Consider the following 26,613-nt stretch of genomic DNA (forward strand, 5'->3'; position numbering starts at 1 on the left):
GATATCCGATTTTTTTATTTGTAAGACATAATAGGCAGGGATGTCTGCCAGCCCATTCGTTACCGGTAACCTGTTTCAATACCCTGACGTTCGCCTGTTTACTGTTGTTTTTCTCTGAATGGCGCAGACACGAATCAGGCTTTAATGATGATGATAACGCCACATACTTTGTGGGCGGCGAGATAGTGAGCCTCTTTGTGACAAGGTCCGGACGTATGCGCGCTAAGCTGTTTGAAGAGCATAATGCTAAAAAGAGTGCCTTCTGGCTGTTTATGATTACGCTGATGTTTTGTTTCGTTGGCGGTCATCTGCGCATTCCCCACGATTTATCCCTGTTCTGGCCGGTAAACGTGTTTATTGCCGGTATGATGCTGCGTTATCCCTTTCTTCACCGAACCCGTTTTTATCTTATTTGCTTTAGTGCGATGGTATTTAACGATACGGTCTTTTCGGGCTGGACGTTACCGGCATTTACGCTCAATGTCGCCAATATTCTGTTTATCCTGATATGCGTACTAGTGATGGGAAAACAGTATCAGCATGATTCCAGTAGTGAACGCATCTCGAATGCCTTACGGATCTTCCCCGCCTGCCTGCTGGCGGCGTTCGGTTGCGCCACCTGGGGCGCACTGGCACAGGTAGGCAGTGTCAATGCCGCGTTCGCCGATGCCTGGATGAACTGGTTCAGCGAACAGTTTTCGACCGGCTTAATGCTGTTGCCGTTTCTGTTGACCCCAAACTGGCGCGTGATGTTCTCAGGGCTACGGGTAAAGGTGGGGACGATTCTGCCGCTTATCGCCGTGGGGCTGTCCTTAACGACGGGGGCCTTAATGGGCGGCGCAGGCAGCCTGACGCTGCCGGTGCCGGCGTTAATCTGGTGCGCCATTGTCTTGCCCATCCCGCTCACCAGCCTGGTGACACTGATAACCGGCATCAGCCAGATCATTTTGGTTTCCCATGGCGTCATGCATATCCAGGGCGATTCAAGCCTGCTGCCCATCAGTCATCTGACGTCAGCGCGACTGGGCGTGGCTACGCTTGCCATCAGTCCTCTGATTGTGGCGGTCAGCGTGGATGCTATCCGTCAGCTCAATGAGCGGCTGGCTCTGCGCGCCGATTACGATTTTCTTACCCAGTTATTATCGCGATCCGGCCTGTATGAAAGACTGCGTAACGAGCCCAGCTATGCGCAACGTCAGGTCGGCGTGATCCTGCTGGATGTGGATTACTTTAAATCAGTCAACGACAATTTCGGCCATGATGCGGGCGACAGCGTGCTGGAAGAGATTGCCCGCCGCATTTCGCCGCTGGTTGGCAGCAAAGGGCACATTTGCCGTTTTGGCGGAGAAGAATTTGTGGTGGTGCAGTTCGATCTGTCTCCAGAGAAAATCTATTCGCTGGCGGAGGGGATTCGGCAGAGCATTGTCCGCGAGAAATTTGTGCTGCAGGGCAATGCCGTCACGGTCACGGTGAGCCTGGGCCTGGCAAACGGCGAAGCCCAACCGGGTACGGCCTGGGCTGAGACGATTAACAACCTGATCTCCGCAGCCGACAAAAATCTCTATATTTCCAAGCGAAATGGTCGCAATCAGACATCGCCGGGCAAAGCCCATAATGAAATGACCAGCGACGTTGCCTGAGCAGGTCGCTGGACGCACATTAATGAATACTGGTTTTCAGCAGGGCGCTCTGTTGATGGCGTGCGATAGCCAGTTCAATCAGTCGGGTAATCAGGTCCTGATAGCTCAGGCCCGCCGCCTGCCACAGTTTGGGATACATGCTGATATTGGTGAAACCGGGTAGTGTATTCACTTCGTTGATCACGATTTCGCCTTCCTCGGTATAAAACACGTCGACACGCGCCATGCCAAAGCATTCCAGTGTGGTAAATGCCTTAATCGCAACCTGGCGAATCGCCGCATCGACGTCCGGTGGGATGGCGGCAGGAATCACCGTTTGTGCGCCGGTTTCGCTGATGTACTTTGTGTCGTAGGAATAGAAGCCTTCTTTCACCACCACTTCGCCACACGGGCTGGCCTGTGGCTCTTCGTTACCCAGCACCGCACATTCGATCTCCCGGCCTTTAATGGCTTTTTCAATCAGGGCCTTACGATCGAACGTAAACGCCATTTCCAGCGCGGGCAGGAGCGCTGCGGCATGGGTCACTTTACTTACGCCCACCGAAGAGCCCTGATTGGCAGGCTTAACAAACAGCGGCAGGCCGAAGCGGGCGATGACGGCTTCGGTGTCCAGTTGGTTCAGCTGTGAAGACGTGACGCTCAGCCAGGGGGCAACCTGCAAGCCGGCATCACGTAACAGGCGCTTGGTGAAATCCTTGTCCATGCTGACCGCCGACCCCAGCACATCCGACCCGACAAAGGGCAGCGACGCCATGCGCAGTAACCCCTGCAGCGCGCCATCTTCGCCTTGCGTACCGTGAACCACCGGAAAAATGACATCCAGCTGTGACAGGGAATGCGCATCGTCACGGGCAATGAGTGGCTGCTCAGGTTCGCCGGGAATCAGGGCAATCTGTTTTGCCGTGCGATTGAGGGCAATCAGTGACGGATTTTCTGCATTCAGCAGGAAGCTGGAGGCGTCATTGAGGTGCCATTGCCCTTGTTTGTCGATACCCAATAGCACGACCTCAAACCGGGTCTTATCAATGGCATCAACGATATTTTTTGCTGACTGCAACGACACTTCATGTTCTGAAGATTTCCCGCCAAAGACGATGCCAACCCGCTGTTTTTTCATCAAAGGTATCCACATAAACGCAAATCACTACCATAGCATGCGCATTGTCATAAAAAACAGCCGGATGAACGGGAGCGCCTTCTGTTGTGCGTCGTGATCAGCACGCCGGGCAAGGTCGGAGAGAAAAGAGGAGACACGCGATTCAGAACGCTTGCAACGCTTCATTACTTCGCAAGGAGTAGCGCCTGAATTTCTTTCAGCGTACTCCTCAACACGGGGTTAACGAACTGACGTATATTTAAGAAAGAATCTACCATCGAATAACTGGATTATTTTGTTTAAGGAAAAATAATTAACTACTCTTATAGCGGTATTGCGTGCGGGGCCACTATGATTGATGCCAGCTCAGATGACGCCTCAACACGGTGAGAATCTGCACACAGGTAAAAAAGTGTCGCTTGCTGCCTGCGGATGAATACTGCCACTCATTCAGTACTGTAGAGAACAAAAGTGACGTTTATTCTGCCCTTTGTCTGGCTGATTAGCGTTTACTATCTGCATAATTTATTCTCAGCACATCCCGTTATGTATCGCAGAAAAATCCATCTTCGAACGTTACTCACCGCGTTATCGATAGGAAGTGTCATTGTGACTTCCGGCTTGCTGCTGGGCGCGCTGTTTCTTTTTCAAAAAAGTAATATTGAAGAGTCGCTGCTGGACAGCAATATTGCCTATGCCCGTAAGCTGGCCGACACCACCGATCATTATCTTGCCATTGCCCAACGTGAACTGGCCTGGAGCGCCGGTCAGATCGCTGACCTGAATAACGTTCAGCTGTTACATCGCGAAACTACGCGCCTGTTACAACAGTCAGGTTTTTTCAACTCGGTAGTCGTGCTGGATAACCATTCCATTATCGCCTCCATCTCGCCTGAAAGCCTGTCTCTGCTGGGTGTTAAGGTGGACACCGCTGAAACGGAACAGGCGAATAAGCTACAAAAACCGTTTATTTCTTCGCCTTTTATCTCACCCTCGGGCAACTATGTGGTCTTTATCTCGCATCCCCTGTTTGCGCATGACGGTCATTATCTCGGCTTTATTGGGGGAACGATTTACCTGAAAAAACAGAGTATGTTGAGTGACATCCTGAGCCAGCATTATTACGGTGATGGCACATCGGTCAGTATTGTCAGTGATGATGGCACGATTATTTTCAGTCAGGATCCGACGCGTGTCGGGACGCGCATGGCGTTAAGTCAGCCGTTACAGAAACGCCTGGCGGCCACGATGAGCGGCCAGTTTATGATTCAGGACGCGGGCAAAAAGTACCTTATCGGTTACGCCAGCCTGCAAAAAACGGACTGGAATATCTTTATGTCCGGTACCTCAGAAACGGTAAATGGCCTGATGATGCATACGGCCAGAAATGCCTTCTGGTTTATTCTGATCATCATCGTCCTGACTGCAACCTGCATGGCCTTTCTGGCGTCCCGCATCTCTTATCCGCTGGAAAAACTGGCAGGCATGGTGCGTGACGGGGGAAGTGAGGCCAGCCCGGATCCGCTGTCATCCGTTAACACCTGGTACAACGAAGCTGACAGATTAAGAGAAGCGGTTCAGCATCACCGGCGTGCGGTCGCAGGGCATGTTGCGGACCTGAACGATAAAGCCATGACCGATCCGCTGACCGGATTAAATAACCGTCGCGGTTTCTATGCACAGGCGGCTCAGCACCGCGAGGAGCCTGTGCAGAGTGCGATTGCCATCGATATCGATCACTTTAAAATCATCAACGATCGCTATGGACACGATGCTGGCGACAAAGTCCTGGTGAGCCTGGCGGGTTTGTTAAGAAAGCGCTGCCGTACGCTGGATGTAATCAGCCGGTTCGGCGGCGAAGAGTTTGTGCTGCTGCTGCCGGGCACCTCTATGGGCGACGCGGCCGCAATGGCAGAACGCATCCGTGAGGCCGTCAGTCATACGGTGTTCCCGTTTATCAACAGCATGACGGTTTCCCTCGGCGTCGCTACCTTAAACGGTTTGGGCGACGACGCCTCACTGCTCAGGCGAGCAGATGAAGCGTTGTACGCGGCAAAAGACGAAGGCCGTAACTGCGTCATGGTGAACCATGAGGGGAACATTTCTCGCTATCCTGCCAGGTAACGCCGTGGGCGTGAACCCAACGGCGTCTTAACACATTTCGCGGAGTTTCCAGTGCAGCCAGTGGTCCAGTTCGCTGTCTGCCAGGGGACGGGAATAGAAAAAACCCTGGGCCTGATCGCAGCCATATTCCGTTAACGCTTCCACGGTATCGACACATTCCACGCCTTCGGCCAGTACCACATAATCCAGCTCTTTCAGCATGGTAATAATATTACGAGCAATAATGCGTGAGGCCATATCGGATGAAAGCTCACTAATTAGCGAACGGTCCAGCTTGATCACATCCAGCGGCATCCGGCGCAGATAACTGATATTGCTGTAGCCGGTACCAAAATCATCAAGAGAAATGCCAAAGCCGCGCAGTTTCAGCATCTCAAGCCCCCGCATGGACGAGGGGCTCTCAACAATGCGCTCCGTTTCCAGACACTCGATTCCCAGCAGGGAGGTGGGGAGTTTTGCCTTAAGCATTTTCTCTTCCAGACTATCTGCAAAACCGTCAAGCGAGAAATCGCGCTCACTCACATTAATCGTAACAGGCAACTGGATACAGCTGTTGCGCAGGCGCTTCAGGCGGGCGATAACGTTGTCAATCACCCATGATGTCAGGGCAGTAAGGGTTTCGGTCTGCTCAGCAAGCGGGATGAAAGTGGCCGGTGAGAGTTCGCCTCGTTCAGGATGATGCCATCGAATCAGGGCTTCAAGCCCGATGGGTTTACCGCTTTGCAGGCAAATTTTAGGCTGATAAACCAGATAAAGGCCCACATCTTCGCGCAGCGCGCGCGCCAGATCGTTGATTAACGTGAAATCCTGCGTACGTCTGATATCCGTGGCTTCACTAAAGCGTAAAGAGGGTAAACCGCGCCCAATGGCCTCGTGCAAGGCGCTGACCGCCTGGCGCAGGGTTTCATGGGGCGGGAAAATACCGGAGACGAAATCGACCTCGCCGGTGTGGGTGCTGAGCCCCACTGACAGGCCTTCACCCAGGTCGGCGCTGATGCCTTCCATCTGACAGGCGACCCAGTGCGCACTGATGCGGCTGTCCGCACGCGTCAGCACCGCAAAACGCCCGGTGGCAACAGTATAAATAATGTCACTGGCCGCAGGACGCAGCCGAAGGGGCAAAAGGGTAGCGACATCCTTGAGCAGGCTTTCAACGGGCCCCATGCCCATCGACCGGGCCAGTTCATAGGCGCGCGGCATATCAATACAGTCAATCAGGACCAGGCGGCGTAAGGTTGTATCGCCTGCTGCCGATAAATAATGCATGTCACGAATCAGGCGCTGGCGGTTGGGCAGCCCGGTCACCGGGTCGACAAAGCCCGCAGAATGCCAGGCCTCCAGAAACGACATAACTAATGATGACAGTAACTGAAGCGTCGTAATTTGTGAGGCGCTGAAGGGGTGCGGTTGAACATCCGTGACGCACAGCGTACCCAGGTTTATGCCATCACGGTTTTTCAGTGGGACGCCCGCATAAAACCGAATAAAGGGCGCCCCAACGATCAGGGGATGGGCCGCAAAGCGGCTGTCGAGATAGGTATCAGGCACGACGACGGCGGTGTCACCATCTACCGCATAGCGACAAAGTGAATCCTCCCGGGATGAACGTTCCAGCTTAAAATTGTGTGAGGCACGCACATACTGAAACTCATCATCAATGATAGAAATAAAACTGCCGGGAATGTTCAGTGCCTGACTGGCCAGTCTGACAAATTTTCTCAGTATGTCATCCCGACTTTCATCAGGATGACGAAGTGCCTCAAGGGCATGGATGCGGCGTTCAGGATCGCCGTCGAGACTCATAAGCATGTGTGTCCTCCGCTCCGTACTGATAACGGCGCGAAATTAAAAAGAAAAAGTGTCGGATAGAAGCACCGCAACGCTGGCCAAAGGGCGCGAAAGGAAAAACAGGAAATAATTTTATTTTCACTAAATAATAGGCGTGTTCTGGGTTTATGTCTCTTTTTATTTTCTTTAATAAATTTCTTAGTTATGAACGATGCACACATTTAATCAATTTTTACGTTTTATTTTTTCATTAACACTGCCACAATTATTTTTATAAAGAGTAGCGCGCTATTGTTTTGCCCGCAACTATTAGGCATGAATATTTTTATTGACGTTTTTACACAGCCACACCGGGGAAATACTATGAATATTCTAAAAAATTTTACGATAAGACGTGTCGTCTTATGGATACTCATTATCGCCGTGATCGTCATTGCGCTTGCGGGTGCCTATGGTTCGGTGATTCTCAAAGACATTAATCGGGAAGTTACGCGCAGTAACAGCCTGACAGAGCAGCTTATTTTCCTCAATCGTGCCAGTTTGCAGATGCAGGAGAATGCGACAGCGAATCGTGCTGCGCTGGCGGCAGACGTGCCTGCGGGTGATGAGTGGCAGCGCTACCGTGCCGCGCTGACCAGCGCGCCACAGGATTATCCTGCGGCTGCGCAGGAAAGACTCCGTGCTCTGACGCAGCAGATTTCCAGCAATAACGCGCCGCTGAGCGTAGAGCATCAGAGACTGGTAGAACTCTTTTTGATTACGTTGGCTGCGGTCACGGGGCTGCTTTTCTTTTGTGACCGCTATCTGGTTGTCCATCTTGTTCGCCCCGTAGCAAAACTGCGTAATCACTTCCGCATCATTGCTGACGGCGATCTGACCCAGGAACCCGAAGATCTTGGTCGGAATTGTGTCGGGCAAATGGTGCCGTTACTTAAAGAAATGCAACAAAGTTTGCTGAAGACCGTTCTGGCGATTCGCGACAATGCATCCGTGTTACGGGATGAGGCCAGCGATATCGCTAAAGGCAATGCCGATCTGTCGAACAGGACGGCGACTCAGGCAGCCGCGCTGGAAGAAACGGCTGCCAGCATGGAGCAGTTAACCGCGACCGTGCGCTATAACGCAGAAAACAGCCGTGAAGCGCGCGCGCTGTCAGGCATCACTGCGCAAACCACTCAGCAGGGCGAACAACTGGTGAAAACGGTGGTTGGCGCGATGGAAGGCCTGTCTGTTGGCGCAGAAAAAATACGTCAGTTTACGGCTACCATCAATGGTATTGCGTTCCAGACCAATATTCTGGCGCTCAATGCCGCCGTCGAGGCGGCGCGCGCCGGAGAGCAGGGGCGCGGTTTTGCTGTAGTGGCCAGCGAAGTACGCTCTCTGGCGCAACGCAGTGCCGAAGCGGCGAAAGAGATTGAAGGATTAATTGCGGATACGGTCGCCGGTATCAGTCAAGGACGTGATGCGGCCAACACGGCGGGCAGCACGATGGAAGAGGTGTTACGTAACGTCGGCAGCGTGAACGACCTGATTGGTCAGATTGCTCTGGCTTCCGAAGAACAGAGTAAAGGTATTTCTCAGGTCACACTCGCCGTAGCGGAAATTGACCGGGTTACGCAGCAAAACAGCAGTCTGGTGCAGACTATCTCAGCCTCTGCGGAAAGTATGAGCAGCCAGACTGAGACACTGACCAGCGTCATTACACGGTTTACACTGCCCGTGACAACCTCGTCTGTTGTCCGTTCAGCCAGCCATAAGGCCACGCAACCTCTTCGTCCTTCGGTCTCTGTGGCGACAAAAGATGATGCGGCCTGGATTGCGTTTGGTAAATAAAGATATATAAGCCAGCCGGTGGTCTGTTTTTCAATTGAAAATAACCACTGTGGTTTTCATGCCCCCGCCTTATGGCGGGGGAATTTATTGTTGAACGCCCTGTTTTAAATTTATATTTCCTTACATCTTACGTTACGAAATAAACTCAAATTATTGGTTTTTTTAAAAGTCATGCCGTTTCGCTTAAGGGAAAGTGATATAAGTTGATCAAAGCATAGATTCGGGCCCATAAAATTCCTGCCAGAACGGCCTTCCCTCGATTGACATTTCCCCTGTTAAGATTAAGTATTCTTATGAAATGTGTGCTGCGGCGGTGGCTGATGACCGTGTGAGAGAACCGATACGGGCTGCGCTAAGGCACTGTTACCCTAAGTCAACAACAGGGAGCCTGGTTTGGGAAATTCAATCGTCCGACGGCCCGTGCCCGTCCAGAATAACGTCCGGGAGCTGCGTATTGCGGCAGGTCTGTCACAGGAGGGCGCAGCCGAACGCTTTGATCTCAGCTTACGCGCCTGGCAGACAAAAGAAGCCACGGCGAAAGTCGCGTTACTGAGTCAGGGCGAGTATGAATTGCTGCTGCTGTTGGCAGGCAAGCATCCCTATTATGAACTGGTGCCGCAGTCCAAAAAATAGCGATTTTTACCGTTTTACACAGATAAGCAGCCTCAGACTATGAAGTTCATCTCTGAGAGGACGATAACAGTAAAAACGGGGTCGAAGTTAAAGGCGATCCCGTGATCAGAGCAGATGACTGAGATTGGGATTTTTGCTGTACAGGCGGGCCTTTGTTGCGGTTTCAGGTTGGCAGATAACGTTTACCTGGTTCTGTCTGATTGCAGGCGTCCTCTTTTTACTGTGAGATGCCCGGCCACAGTATACGACCTCAGGAGGACATACTCTGAAGCACTCAACCGAAAACGGCGCTGAAGAAGCGCGCTTGCGTGCGCTGGCCCAGTATCACCTGATGGACACGCCGCCGAATGAAGCGTTCGATCGCCTGACGATTCTGGCCGCGCGACTGTTTAGCGTGCCGGTGGCGTTTGTGTCGCTGATTGATGAAAAACGCCAGTTTTTCAAGTCTCGCTATGGTCTGCAGATTACTGAAACCTCGCGGAGCGTGGCGTTCTGCCATCATACGCTTGAGAGTGACTCGATTCTTTGTGTGCCTGACGCGCTCAACGATCCCCGTTTCTGTAACAGCCCGCTGGTGCTGGGTTATCCCTATATTCGATTCTATGCTGGCGTCCCGCTGATTACGCCCGACGGGCACAGAATTGGGACATTATGTCTGACCGACAATCATCCCCGCCCTGCAATGAGCCCAACGGATCGTCAGAACCTGACCGATCTGGCTGCGCTGGTGATGGACCGCATGGAGGTTCATCGTATGGAGGTACTGCGCCACGCCAGTCAGCAGCGGCTTGAAGCCATATCGGTCACCTCGCCTGATGCCATTATTTGTACCGATCTGAATCGCGGGATTACTTTCTGGAACCCTGCCGCGACCAACATGTTTGGCTATGACGCCAGCGAAATGATGGGAAAATATGTCGCCGGACTGATCCCGGAACGCTGCCAGACCGACTACCGCAACGAACTTGATCGGCTTGAGCATGACGATGACGCGATCGCAGTCCCTCGCACTCTGCAGATTTGGGGGAAACGCTGCAACGGTGAAGAGTTTCCGGCAGAAGTTTCTTTCTCGGGCTGGCGCGAAGGGGAGGAACGCTATGTCGGCATGATTATCCGTGATGTTACGCTGCGTTATGAAAGCGAGGCGCGACTGTGTGAGCTGGCGTCACTGGATATGCTGACGCGTCTTGCCAGCCGCAGTGCGTTTATGACCCAACTCAGTAAGCTGACGGAATCCGGCGTACCTTATACCTTGCTGATGACGGATTTAGACAGTTTTAAAGAGGTGAACGATACACTAGGCCATGCCGCAGGCGATGCCTTGCTGTGCCATGTGGCTGAGCAGATTCGCGCGGTTTGTACCCATGCGATTGCGGCAGCCCGACTTGGCGGCGATGAGTTTATTGTCCTGCTACCCAATGGTTGCGATGAGGCCATGGGGATAGCGCACATACTCACTGCGGCCATCCAGATGCCATTTGATTACATGGGATCGGTGCTGACGGTGGGAGCCAGCACCGGTGTGGCCTGTTTTCCCTTACATGGCACCGACACGTCATCGGTCATGTCAGCCGCCGATTTAGCGCTGTACCGCGCCAAAGCGCGCGGGAAAGGCCAGTCTGTTCTCTTTCAGCCTGAATTTCGTGAGGCGGAACAGGGACGACGCCGTTTTGAGCGTGAACTGGAAGCTGCGGTACGTCAGCATCAGTTCGTTCTGCATTACCAGCCGCGTTTTAATGGGGCCGATGGGACATTGATTGGCTGCGAAGCACTGGTGCGCTGGATGCATCCCGCGCGTGGCATCCTTTTTCCCGCTGAGTTTATTGATATGCTGATTAAAAGTCCGCTGTCAGTCAAACTTGGGGAGTGGATCATTCAGTCCGCTGTCAGTCAAATTAAGCAGTGGCGGCGTCAACACGCTGCCTTGCGTGTCAGTATTAATCTGTTCCCACGTCAGTTGCTGGAAACGGGCCTGGCCGATGTTATCCGTCACTGTGCCGGGGAAGATGCAGGCTTTATCGAACTGGAAATCGATGAACCGCTGCTTACCGACGCCGATGAGATAAAATTACAGGTTCTGGATGCGGTTAAAAATACGGGGGCCTTATTTATCATCGACCATTTTGGTCGCAGCCTGGCCTCGCTCAGCCTGTTGCAGCATCGCTGTGTTGCCGGCCTCAAGATAGATAAATCGCTGACGGGCCAACTTGAGCAGAGCAATAAAGCCCGACTGCTGTTTAACGCGATTGCTTCGTTAGGCAAAAATATGGGCATCACGGTCGCGGCTGAAGGCATTGAGAACCGTGCACAGCATGAATTCATTTGTGCTGCGGCATGTGACATTTTACAGGGCAAACAGATGGGGGCACCCGTCAGCGCGCCTCGCTTCGAAAAGCTTTATGTTACGCCGCTCAATTGCCCCCAACCCTGATTTGCTGTTCTTCCGGCGTTAACGCTCAGGGTCCTGAGCGTTAACGAAGATGACGCTGTCCTGAGCGATGAGGCAGAAAAAACGGCACCGCGAGGGTGCCGAAATGAGCAACGTTTGTCAGGACAATCATTGTGATAATCAACTCACACTAAGATTATCCGCCCTGTGCCAGGAAGATTGAGCGAACCGATGACACGTTTGTGAAAACGTGACGCGACGCAGGTTTTAAGCGGTCTGAGGGCATTTATCCGCAAAAAAAGAGAGAGGCATTTCAGGTATAGAGAAAATTTGTTTGATCCCGGGTGGCGACAATCCAAAGCGTGAACTAGTGTAATAACGCTGTTTGGAAGTCATTTAGGATTTCCCTGAGAACTCCGGCCCGGCCCTTTAACGAGGTTCGGGCATTTTTTTACACTTTAAACAGCGCCTTGCCTCTCTGTTACACGTTCAACGCGTCAGGGAAGGCCGTAAATCTGCCTGCAGGCCAGCGCTGACGGAAGCCCGTTTTCTGTGCATAACGACAGAGGACAGAGTAAGAGAAGGAAGGGCATTAACGTCAGCGTGGTAATGGTGAGTCGAGAGGCAGGTAAGCAGGCGCGTGTAACGTTTATTGCCTGAAGAGCAGCGTCAGAAGTTCACGATAATGTGACGCATCGTCCTCATTCGTTGCCGTTTCAAGACAACCAATCAGCTTCAGACAGATGATGCGTCGACTCACAGGCTTATTTTCCCGAAGAATTTCGACTGCGATCCTGCCAAGTGTTTCAAGTTGATGTGGGTGATCAATCTGGCTGAAATAATGGGCCAGATTGCTGGTTTTTCCTGAGGGCGGCAAACCGTCCTGGCGCATAGTGTTCCTTGAAGCTGAGTAGGAATATTTGTGCGCAAGTTAACCGATCCTGGGGGCCGCTGTACAGCAGTATTACCGATTACTGGCGAAAGAAAGGTTGCCAGCCGTCTGGCTTAGATCTGGCAGGGTAAAGCGGCGATATGTAAGGCGGGCACTGGCGCTTCAGAGCTGGCTGACAGCGGCGACTGGCTTCCCATTGTGCGTGAATATTTCAGTCTGTGATAAGAGCATAAACGCCGCTAAATGAACCGGCACAGGCATGGCGCACGTTAATAATAACGTTTTAGTGCGAAGCATTACCGAAGAGAATAACATTATCATTAGCAGGGTTTTATTCATGGGGCGTAAACAGTCGCCAGGAAGTATAACCATCAGCGCCACAACAAAAAATATTAATACTGCTCTTACAAAAAGCTGAACGATAATATCTCGACGTTGACGGATATCTGTCTTTACGTGCCTTTGAAAATACACGCATAACGCCGGGCCAGGCCTGGCAAGGCCTGCAGGTGTTGTCAGGCGTACTATAGATATATTCAGAATAGTCTTTATCAGACAGCATTCAGGCCAGGAATTTAATAAATTTATTGCAATTCATTAAGTTAAAACAGGCATTTCAAAAGTATCATTTTTATCACTTCAGGCTACTATTCTTTCGGCAGAAAAAGGCTTTTGTCATCTGTTTGATTATTACTAGAATGTGAAAAAAAATAGTGATTAATTGCCAGATTGAGGAGCGTAAAGTGTTATTTCACGACGATGAGAAAAGTCATGTCATTCTTGGCGAAGCGGTGGTCAATCTTGCCCTCGGTGAGAAAGAAATTAGTATTGATACACTCATTGCGGAGCTCAATATGATGGCCGAATCAGAAACCTGTGATAACAGATTGGCCGACATTTTCTCGGCGCGACGCTGGCTAAAGCAGTTCAGACCTTCACCCGTCAGGAGGGATTCCGGCCTGCGCTGGTTAATGACAGCCAGTCAGGAAGGAAAAACAGATGAAAATGTTATTCGTCTTAATCCGGAAGAGGATGACGACCGTGCATAGCCAAACGTTGGCAAGTTAGTCAAGAAAAGGTAATCAATGACCTCTCTGCCTCTGCTTTACCGCCTCGCCTCTGCCCTGTGGTGTAATCACAACGCTGTAAGACGGTTAGCGATCTGATACTTACGCAAGTGACTGTTAAGTATGATATAGCACTTTATGCACAATAACCCTGCCAGCCAGTAAAGAGAATTCCTGTACAATTTTCCAGATGTTGTATAAGTTTAGTGAACATTGCGTTGACTAACGTTTATACTATTTCTCATTTGGGAGATTCATGATGCGTCAGAACGAAAATACGTCCAATACGGTTCACGATATTGCCCGTTACTTTGGCAACGACACGCTCCCTTCCGAAAAAGCGACGCTGGGTCAGGTCATCGTGGAGATCCTTCATGCAGGCAAAAGCCTTAACCGTAAGGCCATTTGTAGCGCGCTGATTCGTCGACTGAGTCAGTCGGCCAGTCCGCTTGAAGAGCAACATTATCAGAAACTGATCAGTATGCTTTTTGACCGCTGAACGCTGCGACTCACACGTGCATTCACGTCCCGCAGCAGTAATCTGATTGGTCAAATAAGCAGGTCACCAGAGGCCTGAGCATTTGAGGCTGGTTTGCCCGGTTACAGGGGCACAATGTCATCAGGAATGCGGGTATGCAAAAAGATAAACAAGAGAAACTTATTGAAATTGTCATGGGCGAGGCGATTACCGCGTTGCTTGACAGCAATGACACCATCAGTGGTGCGACACTGGCAAACAGACTTAAGATCATGCTCCGGGATGAAACTCACGACGAGCGGCACGAGGCTATTGAAATGGCGCTCACGGAAGTTCGCAACGAGTTTGCCTCCGCACGTGACCCGATTGATGCCACCGTACTGGCATTTGGTCAGAGCATTCCGGACAACAGTCGTAAGCACTAAGTCTGGGCGGCCTTCAGGGCGATGCATGCAGGGTAAAAACGCAGCGGTTGCTGGTATGCACGCAGGATTGCAGCACTGAACAGTCAGTATGACGTCACTTACCTTCACAGATACAGATACAGATTAAGAAGATCATCATGCCGAATACTACCGACATTGAGCAAAACACGACAGAAGCAGAAATACTGCATCTCTTTCGCCGTGCGGGTGACACACTTCAGGCTGAAAATGCAGTGCTGGATGCGGTGATTCGTGACATCGTCATTCAGGGGCAAAAGGTGACCAGTAAGGCCATCATCATACGTCTGATTGCCGAACTGGAATGCACGGAAGATAGCAATGAGTTGGCCGTGTTACGCCATTGCCTGGAAATTGTTGTGGGGCGAACATCCTCCAGGGACGATGCGTAAGATACAGCCTGCGCGGTCTCGCTGAATCTGTCATGGAATAAAAGCGCATCGCCCTGTACTGATAAAGCGGTATCGGTACCACCGCTAGTCCGGTGCTTCATCATCTTAATGAAATTGTCGGGAAAGCAGGCGTATCGCTTCCTGACACGCTTTCTTTTCAAGCTGCTCTGTGCTCTGTTCACTGTAATTATGCAGTGAACTGACAATATCCTGAAGATGGAGCTCGCCATCGGGTTTAAGCAAACGCGCAACTATCGTACCAATAATGGTATAGATGTCTTGCATGGCGGTGTCATCACTCATTCGACCTCCGTCAGCGAAAACGTGCCTTTATTAATCAGCGCGTCGGTTATGTGAATACCTTTCAAGGCGCTTACTCGTGCAAAGCGTTTTTCAGAAAATGGGGTAAGCCGCTGCTTGGCAGCGACTTAATGAAGGTGATGGATACTGAGATCACCGAGTTCTGTCGTTTGCGATTCAGCCGGACGAGAAATCATCTCCGCACGGATTTCTTCAATGGCCCGCAATGCTGCGCGAATGCGTACCTCATCACTTTCGGTATCCAGAAGCTGTTGCAGCCGCTCAAGGAGAAGGCGCCAGGAAATTGCCGCATCCTCATTCAGTAGCTGCGTCACCATCTCTCCGATGATGATGTCCGTCATTTTTTCGTCAAAAACGTTATTCATATACTCCCCGGAAGGCGGTTCTGAGACCGAAAGATTAGCACAGGTTTTTCCAGTGGGGGTTTGCTCAGCATCAAAATGAGACTGCACGGATGTGCAGGCGGCACTGCAATGGCACCGAAAACCTTTACTGGCTTTTTTTTGCGGGCAACAGAATAAGTTTCTTTGAGCAATCATTCAATTGTACATTGACGTATTTTTCATCTTTGCCAAAGAAACAGCCCGGGCAGTGCCGGGCTCTGGCGGTCATGCTGCTGCATCGCCGGTTAACTGAGCAGGCGGTCAGGCTGTACGAAACACAGAAACCATGTCGCGCAAATCACTGGCCCGTTTTGCCAGTTCATCTGCGGATGACGCCGACTGCTCAACCAGTACTGCATTTTGCTGTGTTACCTGATCCATCTGGTTAACGGCAATATTAATCTGGCTTACGCCGCTGCTCTGCTCTTCAGACGATGATGAGATATCGCGAATCAGCTGAGAGGTTTGCTCTATGGCCTCTACGCTCTGCTTAACTTTGCTGCCCGCATCCTGCGCCAGCGTTAAGCCTTCATTCGACTGAACGACAGATTGCTCTATGAGACCTTTAATCTCTTTCGCGGCACCGGCTGAGCGCTGCGCCAGTGCGCGCACTTCGGCCGCTACTACGGCAAATCCTTTACCCAGTTCGCCGGCGCGAGCCGCTTCAACGGCGGCGTTAAGCGCCAGTATATTGGTCTGAAAGGCGATGCTGTCAATGACGGCGGTGATTTCCTCAATCTGGCTTGAGCTGCCACGAATCTTCTGCATTGTCGCCATGACAGCGTTCATCGCATCACCACTCATTAAGGCCGCATTAGTCGCCGATACGGCCATATCGGAGGCGTAACGTGTGTTATCGGCATTCTGTTTAATGATGGACGACAGTTGCTCCATACTGGCGGCGGTTTCAGCCAGCGAGGCGGCCTGTTCCTCCGTACGCGATGAGAGGTCGTTATTACCCATCGCAATTTCTTCCGACGAGTTGGCAATGGTTGACGCGTTATTTTTAATACTGGTCACTAACAGCGAAAGACGTAGCTGCATCTGCGCCAGGGCATTCAGCAGTTCGGCGATCTCATTATTGCCCGATACCGTTATTACGGTGGTTAGATCACCCGCTGCAACTTTACTGGCCACTGCCACCGCCTCTTTTACAGGGCGCGTGACCGAACGACTAATCATAAACGCCACAAAGACTGCAATGAGTGCTAACACCAGTAATGCGGCCAGCAGGATATACTGCGAATGACGACGTTGATCGATTTGATCGTTGAGCGTGATTGCCAGTTGCTGGCTGAGTTTGGTGCCAAGATCGTTATAGGCGTTAATCGCCTGGGTAAAGGCTTTTACGTAGTCCAGAGGCGTAATCTGCACGGTTTTCGTGATAAAGACGTTCTCCGCCATCTTAAGCACGCTGGCCGAACGTTGATAGGCGTCCTGCGCCTGCGCGGCAAAGTCAGTTTTCAGTCCTGGCTCCACGGTAAAGGCTTTATTCAGTACATTACTGAATTTTTCCAGTGCATTTCGGCCGCCTTCAAGTTGATATTCCATGGCGCCACAATAGGATTCGTCAGCTTTATCCCCCGCCGCAATGATGGACGTACCACTTGCCCGGATGCGCCCGAGCGTTTCGGTCAGCTCTGGCAGGCGGCCATAAATACTCATGATAAGCTGATAAGTATTCAGGTCGGCATCTAAAGAGAGACTATACAAATCAAGAATGTCTTGATTCGTGTCCAGCAGGTTTTGAATGAGTTGGGCATGATGCGTCAGGCTGCTCGACAGCGTTAACTTCCCCGTTAACACGTCCTGTTGTAGCTGTGACCATGCGGTCTGAACATTTAAAAAACGCTGAGTGGGTTGTGCGCTGGCATCATATTGACGCAATTCAGAGGCTATTTTTTCATACATTGCATCGATCTGAGAAGCCAGCGCTACGCGTGGCGCGTTATCCAGCTTATTTTGGGAAATAGCGATGGCACTTTCCGCACGATGGCGCTGTATCAGGTTAAGTAATGTCAGGATATCTTTTTCGATCGGTACGCCCTGTAACTCTTGTGTTTTTACGTTAATCGCTTCATTACCCGACTGAATAAATAGATAGGTAGGTAATATAAATAAAACCAGAGCAAAAATACCGAGGATAAGAAATTTTGTCGGCAGGCCGAGTTTGTCGAGAATGTTTTTCATTACTTACGGTCCAGGTGGAGTGGTGTCTTTTGATAAAATCATCAAAATATAATTATGTTATGTTTTTACTGTAATAGAATGGAATTTTTTCGCTTATTATCAACGATCTGTTTGATTTAACGGCAGGGCGAGGCCCATTTTTCACAGTGAAAGACAGTATAGAGTGCATTCTTCTGTTTATCATGTTAAAGATTCACTAAATTTTCTTTTCAGTGTGGCTAAGCCAAATTATTTTTCTTTTTTAATTTTCATCTAATCATAAATAGGTATATATGGGATGCTTGTTATAAAAAAGCAGCCTCGATCCCAAAGAATGAAAAAAAATTAAAGTTATCCTGAGGGGTGACGATAATGGCGGTCCTTATTTTTTTAGCCAACAATAAAGTCTTCCAAGGGCTTTTACCGGGTAATATTCTGGTCAGATAATTAAAGTCATATGACTTACGATGAGTATCGCCACGTGCTCAGGACCGGTTAAACATACATTCCGCTTACTCCCGCAAGACGCTTCCGAAGCTGAGGGTTGTGTTGCAATCCTTGTGACGCGTTTTGTGTCGCTGCGTGCGTCATCGCCTGCGTGTTTTCCTGCGCTTAAGCACTGTTTACAGTGAAGAAGTGGTGCACGCTCTGACGCCGCAGCGGCAAACGGTGAGTGTTCCCTGTTAACCACGATTGAATATTTTTTTCTTATCGCCAGAAAGTAACCAATACAATGTTTTATTCTCTTTTTCTAAATGAAATCCTTCTCGTTTATTTTAAGATTTAATATTCGTCAAATTATTTTTGTTTTTATTAAAAAACCATAATTATCAATTGCTTATTATTTTTTTATTACGGGGCTCTTAATTTTTACTGTGGATTTTACTTTTTTAACCGATACCTGTTTTTCACCATAAGCAGGGAGTCCATAATGAAAATTTCAACGCGCCTGACGATGAGTTTCGGCCTTTTAATTACGCTGTTTATTATCTGCACCTCAGTGGCCTATACCGGTATGAATAATGCCCGTAACGGCATGGATGAAGCCGTAAATGTCAAAATGAAGAAATACCGTGTGGGGATGGACATGTACGGTGGGTTACGTGACATGGCCGTCATTGTGCGTAACCTTGCCCTGATTACGGATCCCGACCAAATGCAGCGAGAGTGGCAACGTATTGTCACGCAAAAAGCGAGCTATATAGAGAACCGTGAGCGTCTGGCTGCAATGGTTGCCAGAGATTCAACGCCAAAGGCCAGAGAGGCCTTTGATAAGATAGTAAGTAGCGAGGGCCCGGTGCTGGCGGCGCTGGAACATGCCGGCCAGCTTGGCTTACAAAACAAGCAGCAGGACGCGACGTCTTATCTGATAAAAACGGTTCGGCCATTGCAAGGGCAATTACTTGAGTCACTGAAAGAGATGACCAGGCTGCAAATGGAAGACAGTGAAAAGTCCGTTGAAATCACCAGTCAAAATGTGCGCCGGGCCACGCTGATTCTGTTGATTCTTGCCTCTCTGTCGGTGGTCGTTTCCGTCGCAGCGGGGTATATGATTATACGCGTGCTGATGCGTCAGCTCGGTGGTGAACCTGCTCAGGCGCAGGCATTATCTGCGGCGATTGCCGGCGGCAATTTAACCACACCGGTCACCTTGCGTGCCAACGATTCAACGAGTCTGCTCGCCTCTCTGGCGAATATGCAGACCAGTTTGCGTCGTCTGGTTAGCCAAATCAAAGAGACCGCCGGATCGGTCGCCTCGGCATCCGATGAAATCGCTCAGGGCAATACTGAGCTGTCATCACGTACAGAACAGCAGGCTGCCGCCCTACAGGAAACGGCGGCCAGTATGGAACAGCTCACCGCCACGGTGAAGAGCAATACGGCCAGTGCACAACATACGGCTACCGTTGCCCGCGAGGCTGCAACCCTGGCGCGCAGCGGCGAGTCCGAAGTCCAGCGCATGTCTCATACCATGAATGACATCGCCCTGAGCGCGACAAAAGTACGCGACATCACAGGCGTGATTGAAAGTATTGCGTTTCAGACCAATATCCTGGCGTTAAATGCGGCGGTTGAGGCAGCGCGGGCGGGCGAGGGTGGGCGCGGTTTTGCCGTCGTCGCTGGCGAGGTCAGAATCCTGGCACAGCGTAGCGCCACTGCCGCAAAAGAGATTAAAGAACTGATCGAACATGCGGTGGAACAGGTGGATAGCGGCGTTCATGTCGCCGCCGGGACCGGAGAAAGTATTCTGAAGGTCGTGGGCATGGTCAATGCACTGGCGGGCGCGATGGATGAAATATCAATGGCTTCGTCAGAGCAGATGCAGGGGATCTCGCAGGTCAGCGTTGCCGTCAGTCAGATGGATGGGGTCACCCAGAATAACGCGGCGCTGGTTGAAGAATCCTCATCCGCCTCGCACTCCCTGTCAGAGCAGGCGCACGCCTTACGCGGCATGGTTGAAGCATTTCAGGTTTGATCGCTTAGCAGGGGCGGTAACGCCCCTTTTTTATATCACAGAGTCTGGCTTGCCCAGCCTCACGACAGGACATCCCCGCGTCGCCAGGCAATCAGGCCTGTCACTGAATGGTCAGAACAACCCGGCCAATCAGTTTGATGTCATCAATCCCACAATCAAAGGCCACGCCAATCCCGCTGACGTGGACTTTCCTGACCGGAATACGCGTCAGCGTTCTGACGCTGGCTGTGCCTTCGATTTCGACCAACCAGACGCCGTCATGCATATCTTCGAAGTCAGTATCGATGATGTATTGCGTGGTTTCGGCCAACAGTAAAAAAGCGTTGCGCGGTTCCTGCTTCAGGGGCGCATATAAGGCTTTATCCAGCATCACATAACCCGCATCCTCGATTTTTCCGCTGATTAGTTTTTTTCTAATCAGTGTCGGTGTGTCAGGTTTGCTTTCTGAGAACTTACTTCCTTTACCCGTAATCAACCATTGCAAGTCCGCCCCCGTTTCCATAACGCACTGCAAAACGATATCTGACGGAAAAACATCACGTTTATAGCGTGCAGACAGGCTGCTTGCGGCAATTCCAAGGTGATCTGCAAGCTGCATTTTCATGGTAAAGCCATAGGCATCGACAACGCGATCCAGAGCTTCAGCGCTCGAGTTCGGAAATTTGAAATTAGTATAAACGCTCATTTTCATTGACACTTAGATTTAGTCTAAGTATCCTCCGGTTTTAGTTAGCCTTTGATTGATGCAGCAGCAGGCGGCTTTATCAGATAACGAAAGATTTTGCCTGATGAGGCCCATTTTTACAATCGTCATGCCGGAACCTTATCGCGTCGCTCACCTGTCTGCGTGTAACGGTCAGCACCGGTGAGATAAGGCAACAAGGGCGATTGTGTCGGTAAGCGCCGCGATTGCACGCAAGATGTGAGTGAAAGTGGTTTAACGCCTTGTCGTGCTGACACTGAGGCCAGTTTTATTACCGTTTCGCTTAATGCTTAACAAAAGCCAGCGATGAGACAGGCGCGAATCCGTCATCAGGTACAGACACCATGATGTCAGTGACGGTGGCGACTGGTCAGTCAAACCCGATGCAAACTTTATCGGAGGAAAACAATGAGTCGCACCGTCCAGATAAAAAGCCCGCTATCCGCTTCGCATGCTGAAGCGCGTTTTGACAACGGCAGCAGCGAAAAGATGACCTTTGATGAATTTCGTCAGCGCTGGCGTTTGCTGCGCGACAGCAACCGTAACCCTGCGCTGCGGTACTTCAATCACCAAAATGACGATTTCAAATTCTGTGTTTTAACGCTGGTCAATCGTGACTGGCCCGGCAGTTTCAGGCAGGAAGATATTGGCAAACCTTTCGAGTGTTTCGATCAGTTACGTCGTGAACGCATCATCATGGCGATGAACAAGCTGGCGCGCTGGGGAAAGATATTGCCGCGACAGTTCTCAACGGCGGACTGCTTTTTGCCTGAATAAACCACCTAATCGTAACGCAATGACGTAAACCCGTCGGGCATGACTTTGCCCAAAATCTGGAGAGAAATGATGAACAGCGAAACCCATTCACTGAATGACGCCACAACCTTTACCCTCAACAAACTGCTTGATAACGAAAGAAAAGCCTGCGCACTGGCGGTCGCCAGACGGCTGAATGTTATGGCGGCGCATATTACGCGTCAGACATTAAACGGCATTGAGGCTGCGGAACTGCTGCGCAACGAAGCTGAACGTTATGAAAACGAATCAGGAGCGCTGCGCTGATGGCCGATACCATTGATGTCGCGCAGCAGCGCAGCGAAGAAATCCTGGCGCACAATATTGCCCAGGTCACGCAACGGCCCGTGGCAATCAGCGCTTCGTTTTGTGAAGAGTGTGATGCACCGATTCCCGAAGCGCGCCGTCGCGCCGTTCAGGGTGTCACCCGCTGCCTGTCCTGTCAGGAAGTCTGCGAGTTACGCACACGTCTTCACCACGGACAGGCGCGATGATGACTTTTGCTTACCCGTGGAATGCCCCCCGGCTGGCGATTGCCAGCCCGTATCCCACTTATGACCAGCAGCAACACCGCGATCGCCTGATTGCGGCGTGGCTGCATGGGCAGAAAACCCTTAATGCCCAGGCCAGGATGGTGCAACTGGACGTCCGGCGTCGCATGGCGTTACTTGAAAAGCAACAGGGCACAGCCCGGGCTAATGCGTACTTAGCAAAAACCTTTGTTGAGCGTACATTACCGCGTGTTGAGTCAGTCAACCAGCGCTACCAGTTGCATGCCATGCGTCCCGGCATCGTGGCGCAACTATCCCGAACGCTGTCGTGCCCGCAAGGTGCAGCCAGAGCGGCCGGCACATTGTGGGAACTGATGAAGCGGTTTAACCGCCTGCCGGATATGTCCCGTGCTGATGTTGATTTACTCGCGGGCGATATTGCCAGCTTTATTCATGCAGAACTGGTGCAGTTGCATGCCAGCATCAGTGACAGGACGGATTACCGTTATGTCCATCACCTTTACACAACCGCAGCTATCATCACCCGTGAGCTGGGACAAACGCCACCGCTCTGGGAAACGGTCAGTACTCGCTTCTTCTGTCCCGACGAGGTTACCGCCGCCATCCTGCGTATGCAGGCAGAGAAATGGTGGAAAGGACAGTTGCGTCGTCTCAGCGCCTTCTGGCGAGAACATCTGCATATTGCCTTAGCCAACGTCAGCAAAAAGCGGTCACCTTATGCCAGCCCGATGGCGGTCGCGGAATGGCGGGAACAGCGTCGACGCACTCGTGACTTCCTGCAGAGTATGGATCTGGAAGATGAGGAGGGGAACCGCATCAGCCTGATCGAAAAATATGACGGCAGTGTGGCCAATCCAGCCATTCGTCGTGCGGAACTCATGACACGCATTCGTGGCTTTGAAACCCTTTGTCAAAATATGGGCTTCCGGGCGGAGTTTTATACTTTAACCGCCCCCTCTCGCTATCACGCCACCTTGCAAACGGGCCACCGCAATGCGAAATGGAACGGGGCCAGCCCGGCGGACACGCAGCGCTATCTTTGCACGCTCTGGCAGCGAGTCCGTGCCAAACTGCATCGAAATAACATCAGTATTTTTGGTCTGCGCGTTGCTGAGCCTCATCACGATGGTACACCGCACTGGCACATGCTGATGTTTATGCGCCCTGAGGACGTCAGTCGGGTAAGTGAGATCCTGCGTGATTATGCCTGCCAGCAGGACAGCGATGAGCTGAACAGCGCCCGCGCACGCAAAGCGCGTTTTCATGCGGAAGCCATGGATCCAGCAAAAGGCAGCGCGACAGGCTATATCGCTAAATACGTAGCAAAAAACATTGATGGCTATGCGCTCGAAGGCGAGCGGGATCATGAAAGCGGAAAGCCGCTGAAGGAAACGGCGATGGCCGTCTCGGCCTGGGCGGCCTGCTGGCGTATCCGCCAGTTTCAGTTTATTGGCGGTGCACCCGTCACGGTTTATCGCGAACTGCGCCGCCTGGCTGATCTGCAAAGCGCTCATGGTGCGGGCGAGGCGTTTGCTGCTGTACATGCTGCGGCTGATGCCGGTCAATGGGCTGCGTACACCGATGCCCAGGGCGGCCCCTTCGTTAAACGTGACGCACTTACCGTGCGTGTCTGGTATCAGCCCGACGAAAATTGTAATGCCTTTGGCGAGGAAACGCAGTCGATTAAAGGCGTTTATGCCACGGCGACAGGGCCCGGCGCGCCCGTGTTGACCCGGCTGAAAACATGGAAAGTTGTGCCTAAATGCGCTGAAGAAGAGGGCGGCCAAAAACCGCAGCCGGCGTTGCGGTCTTGGAGTTCTGTTAATAACTGTACGCATATGCCAGCAATGCCTTTTAATAATTGCCACGGCAGCGGGATTTACACTATCGAATGCCAAAAATTTCAGCAAAAAGGTTTAGATAATGATGAATACTCTTCGTTTTACAGGCTATTCCTGTCCGAGTACTTAACGGGCTTTGAAAAAGCCAGACCGACATTGTTGCCGTATGAAAATAAAGTAGAACTCTCACGAATATCGAAAAGGACTGACTGCTTTTAAATCCTTGCAGCCGAGCCAAGAGATAAAAATTTACATTTATCTTAGCGTGACGTGCTGTTTAGGTATTGCTGAGTAAACGGTATACGATTGCTGTTGAGTCCACGTGACATGAAACTGGATGGGCAATAAGGTATCTCTTTAAATTATCGAAATGTATTTGGGGACTTAACGTTTTTTTTAGTGGGACAGCATCGTGACACCAGAACGCGGATGAATTTCCGTATCTTCAAGAGTACTACTGGTCAATTTTTCGTCTTTTCAAGTCATGTTTATCCAAATGGAATGTATTCAACCGGTACTGGATTTTCTCAATTACATTGTTTTCAGGAGTAAGAATTATGAACGCAAAGAAAACGTTGGTCGCTTTTACTGCTTTTATAGCGCTGTCAAGTCAGGCAGCAACAAGCATTAATATCAATGCACTACAAAACTGCATCACATCGCCTCCGGGAACCGCTGCTGCTGGTAAACCGGCACAGTTCCAGATGCAAAAAGGGACTTATGATGTCTCAATCACGAATAACAATATGAGCTGTTCCAGTAATGATCTGGGCGGTGGCTGCGCTATTGATACTGTTCTGCTTCAGGGGGGCTTAGGATATTCAACTAATCGGTGGGGGCAAAGCATTACATCGACACCGGTTCGCGTTTACGTTGATGTAACCTCAACAATAATTGCCTGGGTTTCTGACGATGGTTGTTACAATAACACGGGGCAAGCTACGCTTGTAATAAATAAAATTCAGTAGCTCTTCCATCAGGCCGACTCCATCTGATGACTTAATAAAGCCTGAAAGGTGAGCCGGTCTTTTGATTAAATATGCAAGATTATAAAATTTTTATAGTATGCATAAAGAATGCAGGCGGAGAATGTTCGGATGGCATTTTTGACTGGGGAATTAAATTACATGGCAGTATCGTTAAAAGAATTATTCGTTTTTAGCTGCCGAGGATGAAACGTATTGATAGATGATTATAGGGGGAATTAAAAGCCATCATGTTGCTGCAGATTAAGGTTTTAAATAATTGAGCCATACTACTTATCATAATTTCAACTCATTCATTCAAATAAGTAACTGGCAACAACGCTATGTCAGGTATTGGATATCGAGCATGCCAGGATAGCGAAGGGAACGCTGAACATCTTTTCAGTAGGTTTTCCCTCCCGCTTTCACCCTTCGCAGAAGTGCACTGGTGGATGGTTGCGCTGTAGGGGGTATCGCTTACCCATCTCCTTTTGTAAGGACGGCTTTATGGCAATCTTGCCTTTAGACGCATCCGCTCAAAAGTGTGTCTGCATTTATGGCTGGTAGCGCTCTGTGTGGAAGAGCATACATGAAATGCTTTCAAATCCGGACGAAACACACGCCACGTTTTTGGCATCATTTAGAGGAAAATCTATTGATTTTTCTTACGCTTCTGCAGGTCAGTGCTGAAGGTTTGTCTTAAGGGAAGGTTAATAAAAGTTGATGCCTATCAACATGATATAATTTTTTACCAACTATCTTAAAACGCTTCCACAGTTAATCAATGCTATGATACTGTATGTATGTACAGTGTTTATTTTGGGGGAGGGAATTGTGGGAAATGAATTACATGAGCGAGTTATGCTTGAGCGCGTTGAGCTTATCGCCAGGCTCACCAGTGAAGGGGCCTGCGGCGAACGAGACAGGGAAATTGCGTTAAATTTGATTGCTGAACTCGCAGCTAACTACACCCTTTCCGATAACCGATTTTCCGTTGTCTTTTCGGCTACGCCTTTAAAAAAACCATGATGCCGGCGTTCTCACTGTAACGTCAGCGGGTTGTCTGTCGCCTGAGCCCACCCAAAGGATGATGTGGGCTCAGGCGCGGGCAGCGGTCCGGGCAAACAGACCTTCACTTCGATCGGTCTTTAGCGTTCCTTACTGTCGTGTCAGGCCACAAAAAACGCCAGGCAGTTGTCACGTTCCTTTCCCGTTTCACTGCTTCGTCCGGCCGCAAACGCTCATCGTTAAAACACGCACTTTTCTTTCCCGTTTCGCTGACTCTTCCGCCTGCGGATCATCACGGCTAAAACACGCACCTTCCTTTCCCGTTCTATTGCCTCTTCCGGTCGTTGAACCTCATCGTTAAAACGCGCGCTTTTCTTCCTTCCTGCCGTTTTTTTAGCCGGAGTCATCCCATTTTTACTGCCTTTGCCCGCTCACTGTTGAGCGGGCGCTCCCGCGTTGAGCAATGCGCTGCTGAAGCAGACACTACTCCTGTCGCGCGCTGGCAACGCAGGCCGCGCTGAGCACATGCCCCCTGTTTACCGCATGGCCTGAGCTTTATGAAACCTGCTTTTGCGACAGGAGATATGGCCTGGCGATGCGGTGCCGGTAATGCAGGCTACCGACAACATTTCGCCCAGCCAACCATGGTTTTTATGCTCATAAGG

At 50.7% G+C, this 26,613-nt stretch carries 23 protein-coding genes; 16 read left to right on the top strand and 7 right to left on the bottom strand.

What is annotated here, in order from left to right:
• The first annotated feature begins 215 nt into the window (after positions 1-215).
• Positions 216-1,640: a GGDEF domain-containing protein gene (locus C7434_RS14560; RefSeq protein ID WP_033739966.1), complete on the top strand. Its 1,425-nt coding sequence runs from the start codon at positions 216-218 to the stop codon at positions 1,638-1,640.
• A gap of 19 nt (positions 1,641-1,659) precedes the next feature.
• Here the strand turns inward: C7434_RS14560 and ddlA are convergent, their stop codons facing one another.
• Positions 1,660-2,757 carry a D-alanine--D-alanine ligase gene (gene ddlA / locus C7434_RS14565; RefSeq protein ID WP_033739964.1) on the bottom strand — a complete coding sequence of 366 codons (1,098 nt, stop codon included), beginning with the start codon at positions 2,755-2,757 and terminating at the stop codon, positions 1,660-1,662.
• Between the two features lie 525 nt (positions 2,758-3,282).
• Between ddlA and C7434_RS14570 the strand changes: the two genes are divergently transcribed.
• A complete protein-coding gene (locus tag C7434_RS14570) occupies positions 3,283-4,860 on the top strand; it encodes a sensor domain-containing diguanylate cyclase (RefSeq protein ID WP_033740108.1) in 1,578 nt (525 codons plus the stop codon).
• Between the two features lie 27 nt (positions 4,861-4,887).
• Here the strand turns inward: C7434_RS14570 and C7434_RS14575 are convergent, their stop codons facing one another.
• A complete protein-coding gene (locus C7434_RS14575) occupies positions 4,888-6,669 on the bottom strand; it encodes a GGDEF and EAL domain-containing protein (RefSeq protein ID WP_133745573.1) in 1,782 nt (593 codons plus the stop codon).
• A 342-nt stretch (positions 6,670-7,011) separates the two neighbouring features.
• Between C7434_RS14575 and C7434_RS14585 the strand changes: the two genes are divergently transcribed.
• The 3 genes from C7434_RS14585 to C7434_RS14595 all read left to right on the top strand — a co-directional run bounded on the left by C7434_RS14585 (position 7,012) and on the right by C7434_RS14595 (position 11,545).
• Positions 7,012-8,481, top strand: a complete 1,470-nt coding sequence (locus tag C7434_RS14585; RefSeq protein WP_039341927.1) for a methyl-accepting chemotaxis protein — start codon at positions 7,012-7,014, stop codon at positions 8,479-8,481.
• Between the two features lie 393 nt (positions 8,482-8,874).
• Entirely contained in the window at positions 8,875-9,114 is a 240-nt protein-coding gene (locus C7434_RS14590) for a hypothetical protein (protein ID WP_033739962.1), read from the top strand.
• Positions 9,115-9,445: 331 nt separating this feature from the next.
• Positions 9,446-11,545 (top strand): EAL domain-containing protein, encoded by a 2,100-nt coding sequence (locus tag C7434_RS14595; protein WP_033740106.1) that lies wholly within the window; start codon positions 9,446-9,448, stop codon positions 11,543-11,545.
• Between the two features lie 607 nt (positions 11,546-12,152).
• Here C7434_RS14595 and C7434_RS14600 read toward each other — a convergent pair.
• Positions 12,153-12,395: a biofilm development regulator YmgB/AriR family protein gene (locus C7434_RS14600; protein WP_033739960.1), complete on the bottom strand. Its 243-nt coding sequence runs from the start codon at positions 12,393-12,395 to the stop codon at positions 12,153-12,155.
• Positions 12,396-13,138: 743 nt separating this feature from the next.
• On the opposite strand from C7434_RS14600, the gene C7434_RS14605 reads away from it, so the two are divergent.
• The 4 genes from C7434_RS14605 to C7434_RS14620 all read left to right on the top strand — a co-directional run bounded on the left by C7434_RS14605 (position 13,139) and on the right by C7434_RS14620 (position 14,775).
• Positions 13,139-13,444: a hypothetical protein gene (locus C7434_RS14605; RefSeq protein WP_033739956.1), complete on the top strand. Its 306-nt coding sequence runs from the start codon at positions 13,139-13,141 to the stop codon at positions 13,442-13,444.
• A 277-nt stretch (positions 13,445-13,721) separates the two neighbouring features.
• Positions 13,722-13,961: a regulatory protein YcgZ gene (gene ycgZ / locus C7434_RS14610; protein ID WP_033739954.1), complete on the top strand. Its 240-nt coding sequence runs from the start codon at positions 13,722-13,724 to the stop codon at positions 13,959-13,961.
• Between the two features lie 134 nt (positions 13,962-14,095).
• Positions 14,096-14,365: a hypothetical protein gene (locus C7434_RS14615; protein ID WP_033739952.1), complete on the top strand. Its 270-nt coding sequence runs from the start codon at positions 14,096-14,098 to the stop codon at positions 14,363-14,365.
• 137 nt (positions 14,366-14,502) lie between these two features.
• The gene (locus tag C7434_RS14620; RefSeq protein ID WP_033739950.1) at positions 14,503-14,775 is read left to right on the top strand and encodes a biofilm development regulator YmgB/AriR family protein; all 273 of its coding nucleotides are present in this window, start codon (positions 14,503-14,505) and stop codon (positions 14,773-14,775) included.
• 105 nt (positions 14,776-14,880) lie between these two features.
• Here C7434_RS14620 and C7434_RS14625 read toward each other — a convergent pair whose 3' ends face one another.
• The 3 genes from C7434_RS14625 to C7434_RS14635 all read right to left on the bottom strand — a co-directional run bounded on the left by C7434_RS14625 (position 14,881) and on the right by C7434_RS14635 (position 17,669).
• Positions 14,881-15,078: a hypothetical protein gene (locus tag C7434_RS14625; RefSeq protein WP_033739941.1), complete on the bottom strand. Its 198-nt coding sequence runs from the start codon at positions 15,076-15,078 to the stop codon at positions 14,881-14,883.
• Positions 15,079-15,203: 125 nt separating this feature from the next.
• Entirely contained in the window at positions 15,204-15,461 is a 258-nt protein-coding gene (locus C7434_RS14630; RefSeq protein WP_033739939.1) for a hypothetical protein, read from the bottom strand.
• A 279-nt stretch (positions 15,462-15,740) separates the two neighbouring features.
• Positions 15,741-17,669, bottom strand: coding sequence for a methyl-accepting chemotaxis protein (locus C7434_RS14635; protein ID WP_033739938.1), 1,929 nt, complete (start codon positions 17,667-17,669; stop codon positions 15,741-15,743).
• A gap of 910 nt (positions 17,670-18,579) precedes the next feature.
• Between C7434_RS14635 and C7434_RS14640 the strand changes: the two genes are divergently transcribed.
• Positions 18,580-20,124 carry a methyl-accepting chemotaxis protein gene (locus C7434_RS14640; protein WP_133745574.1) on the top strand — a complete coding sequence of 515 codons (1,545 nt, stop codon included), beginning with the start codon at positions 18,580-18,582 and terminating at the stop codon, positions 20,122-20,124.
• A 100-nt stretch (positions 20,125-20,224) separates the two neighbouring features.
• Here C7434_RS14640 and C7434_RS14645 read toward each other — a convergent pair whose 3' ends face one another.
• Positions 20,225-20,809 (bottom strand): phage repressor protein, encoded by a 585-nt coding sequence (locus tag C7434_RS14645; RefSeq protein WP_006118225.1) that lies wholly within the window; start codon positions 20,807-20,809, stop codon positions 20,225-20,227.
• A gap of 426 nt (positions 20,810-21,235) precedes the next feature.
• Here C7434_RS14645 and C7434_RS14650 point away from each other — a divergent pair, with 426 nt between their 5' ends.
• From C7434_RS14650 to C7434_RS14675, 6 genes are all read left to right on the top strand, one after another.
• Positions 21,236-21,604 carry a hypothetical protein gene (locus C7434_RS14650; RefSeq protein WP_033739936.1) on the top strand — a complete coding sequence of 123 codons (369 nt, stop codon included), beginning with the start codon at positions 21,236-21,238 and terminating at the stop codon, positions 21,602-21,604.
• Between the two features lie 66 nt (positions 21,605-21,670).
• Positions 21,671-21,889, top strand: a complete 219-nt coding sequence (locus tag C7434_RS14655; protein WP_006118223.1) for a DUF2732 family protein — start codon at positions 21,671-21,673, stop codon at positions 21,887-21,889.
• Positions 21,889-22,116, top strand: coding sequence for a TraR/DksA C4-type zinc finger protein (locus C7434_RS14660; RefSeq protein WP_006118222.1), 228 nt, complete (start codon positions 21,889-21,891; stop codon positions 22,114-22,116). Before C7434_RS14655 ends, C7434_RS14660 begins: the two co-directional genes overlap by 1 nt.
• On the top strand, positions 22,113-24,194 hold the full coding sequence (locus C7434_RS14665) for a replication endonuclease (protein WP_226374571.1): 2,082 nt from the start codon (positions 22,113-22,115) through the stop codon (positions 24,192-24,194). Before C7434_RS14660 ends, C7434_RS14665 begins: the two co-directional genes overlap by 4 nt.
• A gap of 338 nt (positions 24,195-24,532) precedes the next feature.
• Positions 24,533-24,943 (top strand): hypothetical protein, encoded by a 411-nt coding sequence (locus C7434_RS14670; RefSeq protein WP_033739934.1) that lies wholly within the window; start codon positions 24,533-24,535, stop codon positions 24,941-24,943.
• A gap of 831 nt (positions 24,944-25,774) precedes the next feature.
• Positions 25,775-25,969 carry a hypothetical protein gene (locus C7434_RS14675; protein ID WP_072021722.1) on the top strand — a complete coding sequence of 65 codons (195 nt, stop codon included), beginning with the start codon at positions 25,775-25,777 and terminating at the stop codon, positions 25,967-25,969.
• The last annotated feature ends 644 nt before the right edge of the window (positions 25,970-26,613 follow it).

Origin of the sequence: Pantoea sp. PNA 14-12 (assembly GCF_004364735.1) — a bacterium.
Taxonomy (GTDB): Bacteria; Pseudomonadota; Gammaproteobacteria; order Enterobacterales; family Enterobacteriaceae; genus Pantoea; species Pantoea stewartii.

Bases quoted from the DNA above. Each gene is read 5' to 3' on its own strand.
- C7434_RS14645 (WP_006118225.1), bottom strand. From the start codon at position 20,809: ATGAGCGTTTATACTAATTTCAAATTTCCGAACTCGAGCGCTGAAGCT.
- C7434_RS14560 (WP_033739966.1), top strand. From the start codon at position 216: ATGCGCGCTAAGCTGTTTGAAGAGCATAATGCTAAAAAGAGTGCCTTC.
- C7434_RS14665 (WP_226374571.1), top strand. From the start codon at position 22,113: ATGATGACTTTTGCTTACCCGTGGAATGCCCCCCGGCTGGCGATTGCC.
- ddlA (WP_033739964.1), bottom strand. From the start codon at position 2,757: ATGAAAAAACAGCGGGTTGGCATCGTCTTTGGCGGGAAATCTTCAGAA.
- C7434_RS14585 (WP_039341927.1), top strand. From the start codon at position 7,012: ATGAATATTCTAAAAAATTTTACGATAAGACGTGTCGTCTTATGGATA.
- C7434_RS14640 (WP_133745574.1), top strand. From the start codon at position 18,580: ATGAAAATTTCAACGCGCCTGACGATGAGTTTCGGCCTTTTAATTACG.
- C7434_RS14635 (WP_033739938.1), bottom strand. From the start codon at position 17,669: ATGAAAAACATTCTCGACAAACTCGGCCTGCCGACAAAATTTCTTATC.
- C7434_RS14655 (WP_006118223.1), top strand. From the start codon at position 21,671: ATGATGAACAGCGAAACCCATTCACTGAATGACGCCACAACCTTTACC.
- C7434_RS14600 (WP_033739960.1), bottom strand. From the start codon at position 12,395: ATGCGCCAGGACGGTTTGCCGCCCTCAGGAAAAACCAGCAATCTGGCC.
- C7434_RS14670 (WP_033739934.1), top strand. From the start codon at position 24,533: ATGAACGCAAAGAAAACGTTGGTCGCTTTTACTGCTTTTATAGCGCTG.
- C7434_RS14595 (WP_033740106.1), top strand. From the start codon at position 9,446: ATGGACACGCCGCCGAATGAAGCGTTCGATCGCCTGACGATTCTGGCC.
- C7434_RS14660 (WP_006118222.1), top strand. From the start codon at position 21,889: ATGGCCGATACCATTGATGTCGCGCAGCAGCGCAGCGAAGAAATCCTG.
- C7434_RS14625 (WP_033739941.1), bottom strand. From the start codon at position 15,078: ATGAGTGATGACACCGCCATGCAAGACATCTATACCATTATTGGTACG.
- C7434_RS14575 (WP_133745573.1), bottom strand. From the start codon at position 6,669: ATGCTTATGAGTCTCGACGGCGATCCTGAACGCCGCATCCATGCCCTT.
- ycgZ (WP_033739954.1), top strand. From the start codon at position 13,722: ATGCGTCAGAACGAAAATACGTCCAATACGGTTCACGATATTGCCCGT.
- C7434_RS14620 (WP_033739950.1), top strand. From the start codon at position 14,503: ATGCCGAATACTACCGACATTGAGCAAAACACGACAGAAGCAGAAATA.
- C7434_RS14615 (WP_033739952.1), top strand. From the start codon at position 14,096: ATGCAAAAAGATAAACAAGAGAAACTTATTGAAATTGTCATGGGCGAG.
- C7434_RS14570 (WP_033740108.1), top strand. From the start codon at position 3,283: ATGTATCGCAGAAAAATCCATCTTCGAACGTTACTCACCGCGTTATCG.
- C7434_RS14650 (WP_033739936.1), top strand. From the start codon at position 21,236: ATGAGTCGCACCGTCCAGATAAAAAGCCCGCTATCCGCTTCGCATGCT.
- C7434_RS14630 (WP_033739939.1), bottom strand. From the start codon at position 15,461: ATGAATAACGTTTTTGACGAAAAAATGACGGACATCATCATCGGAGAG.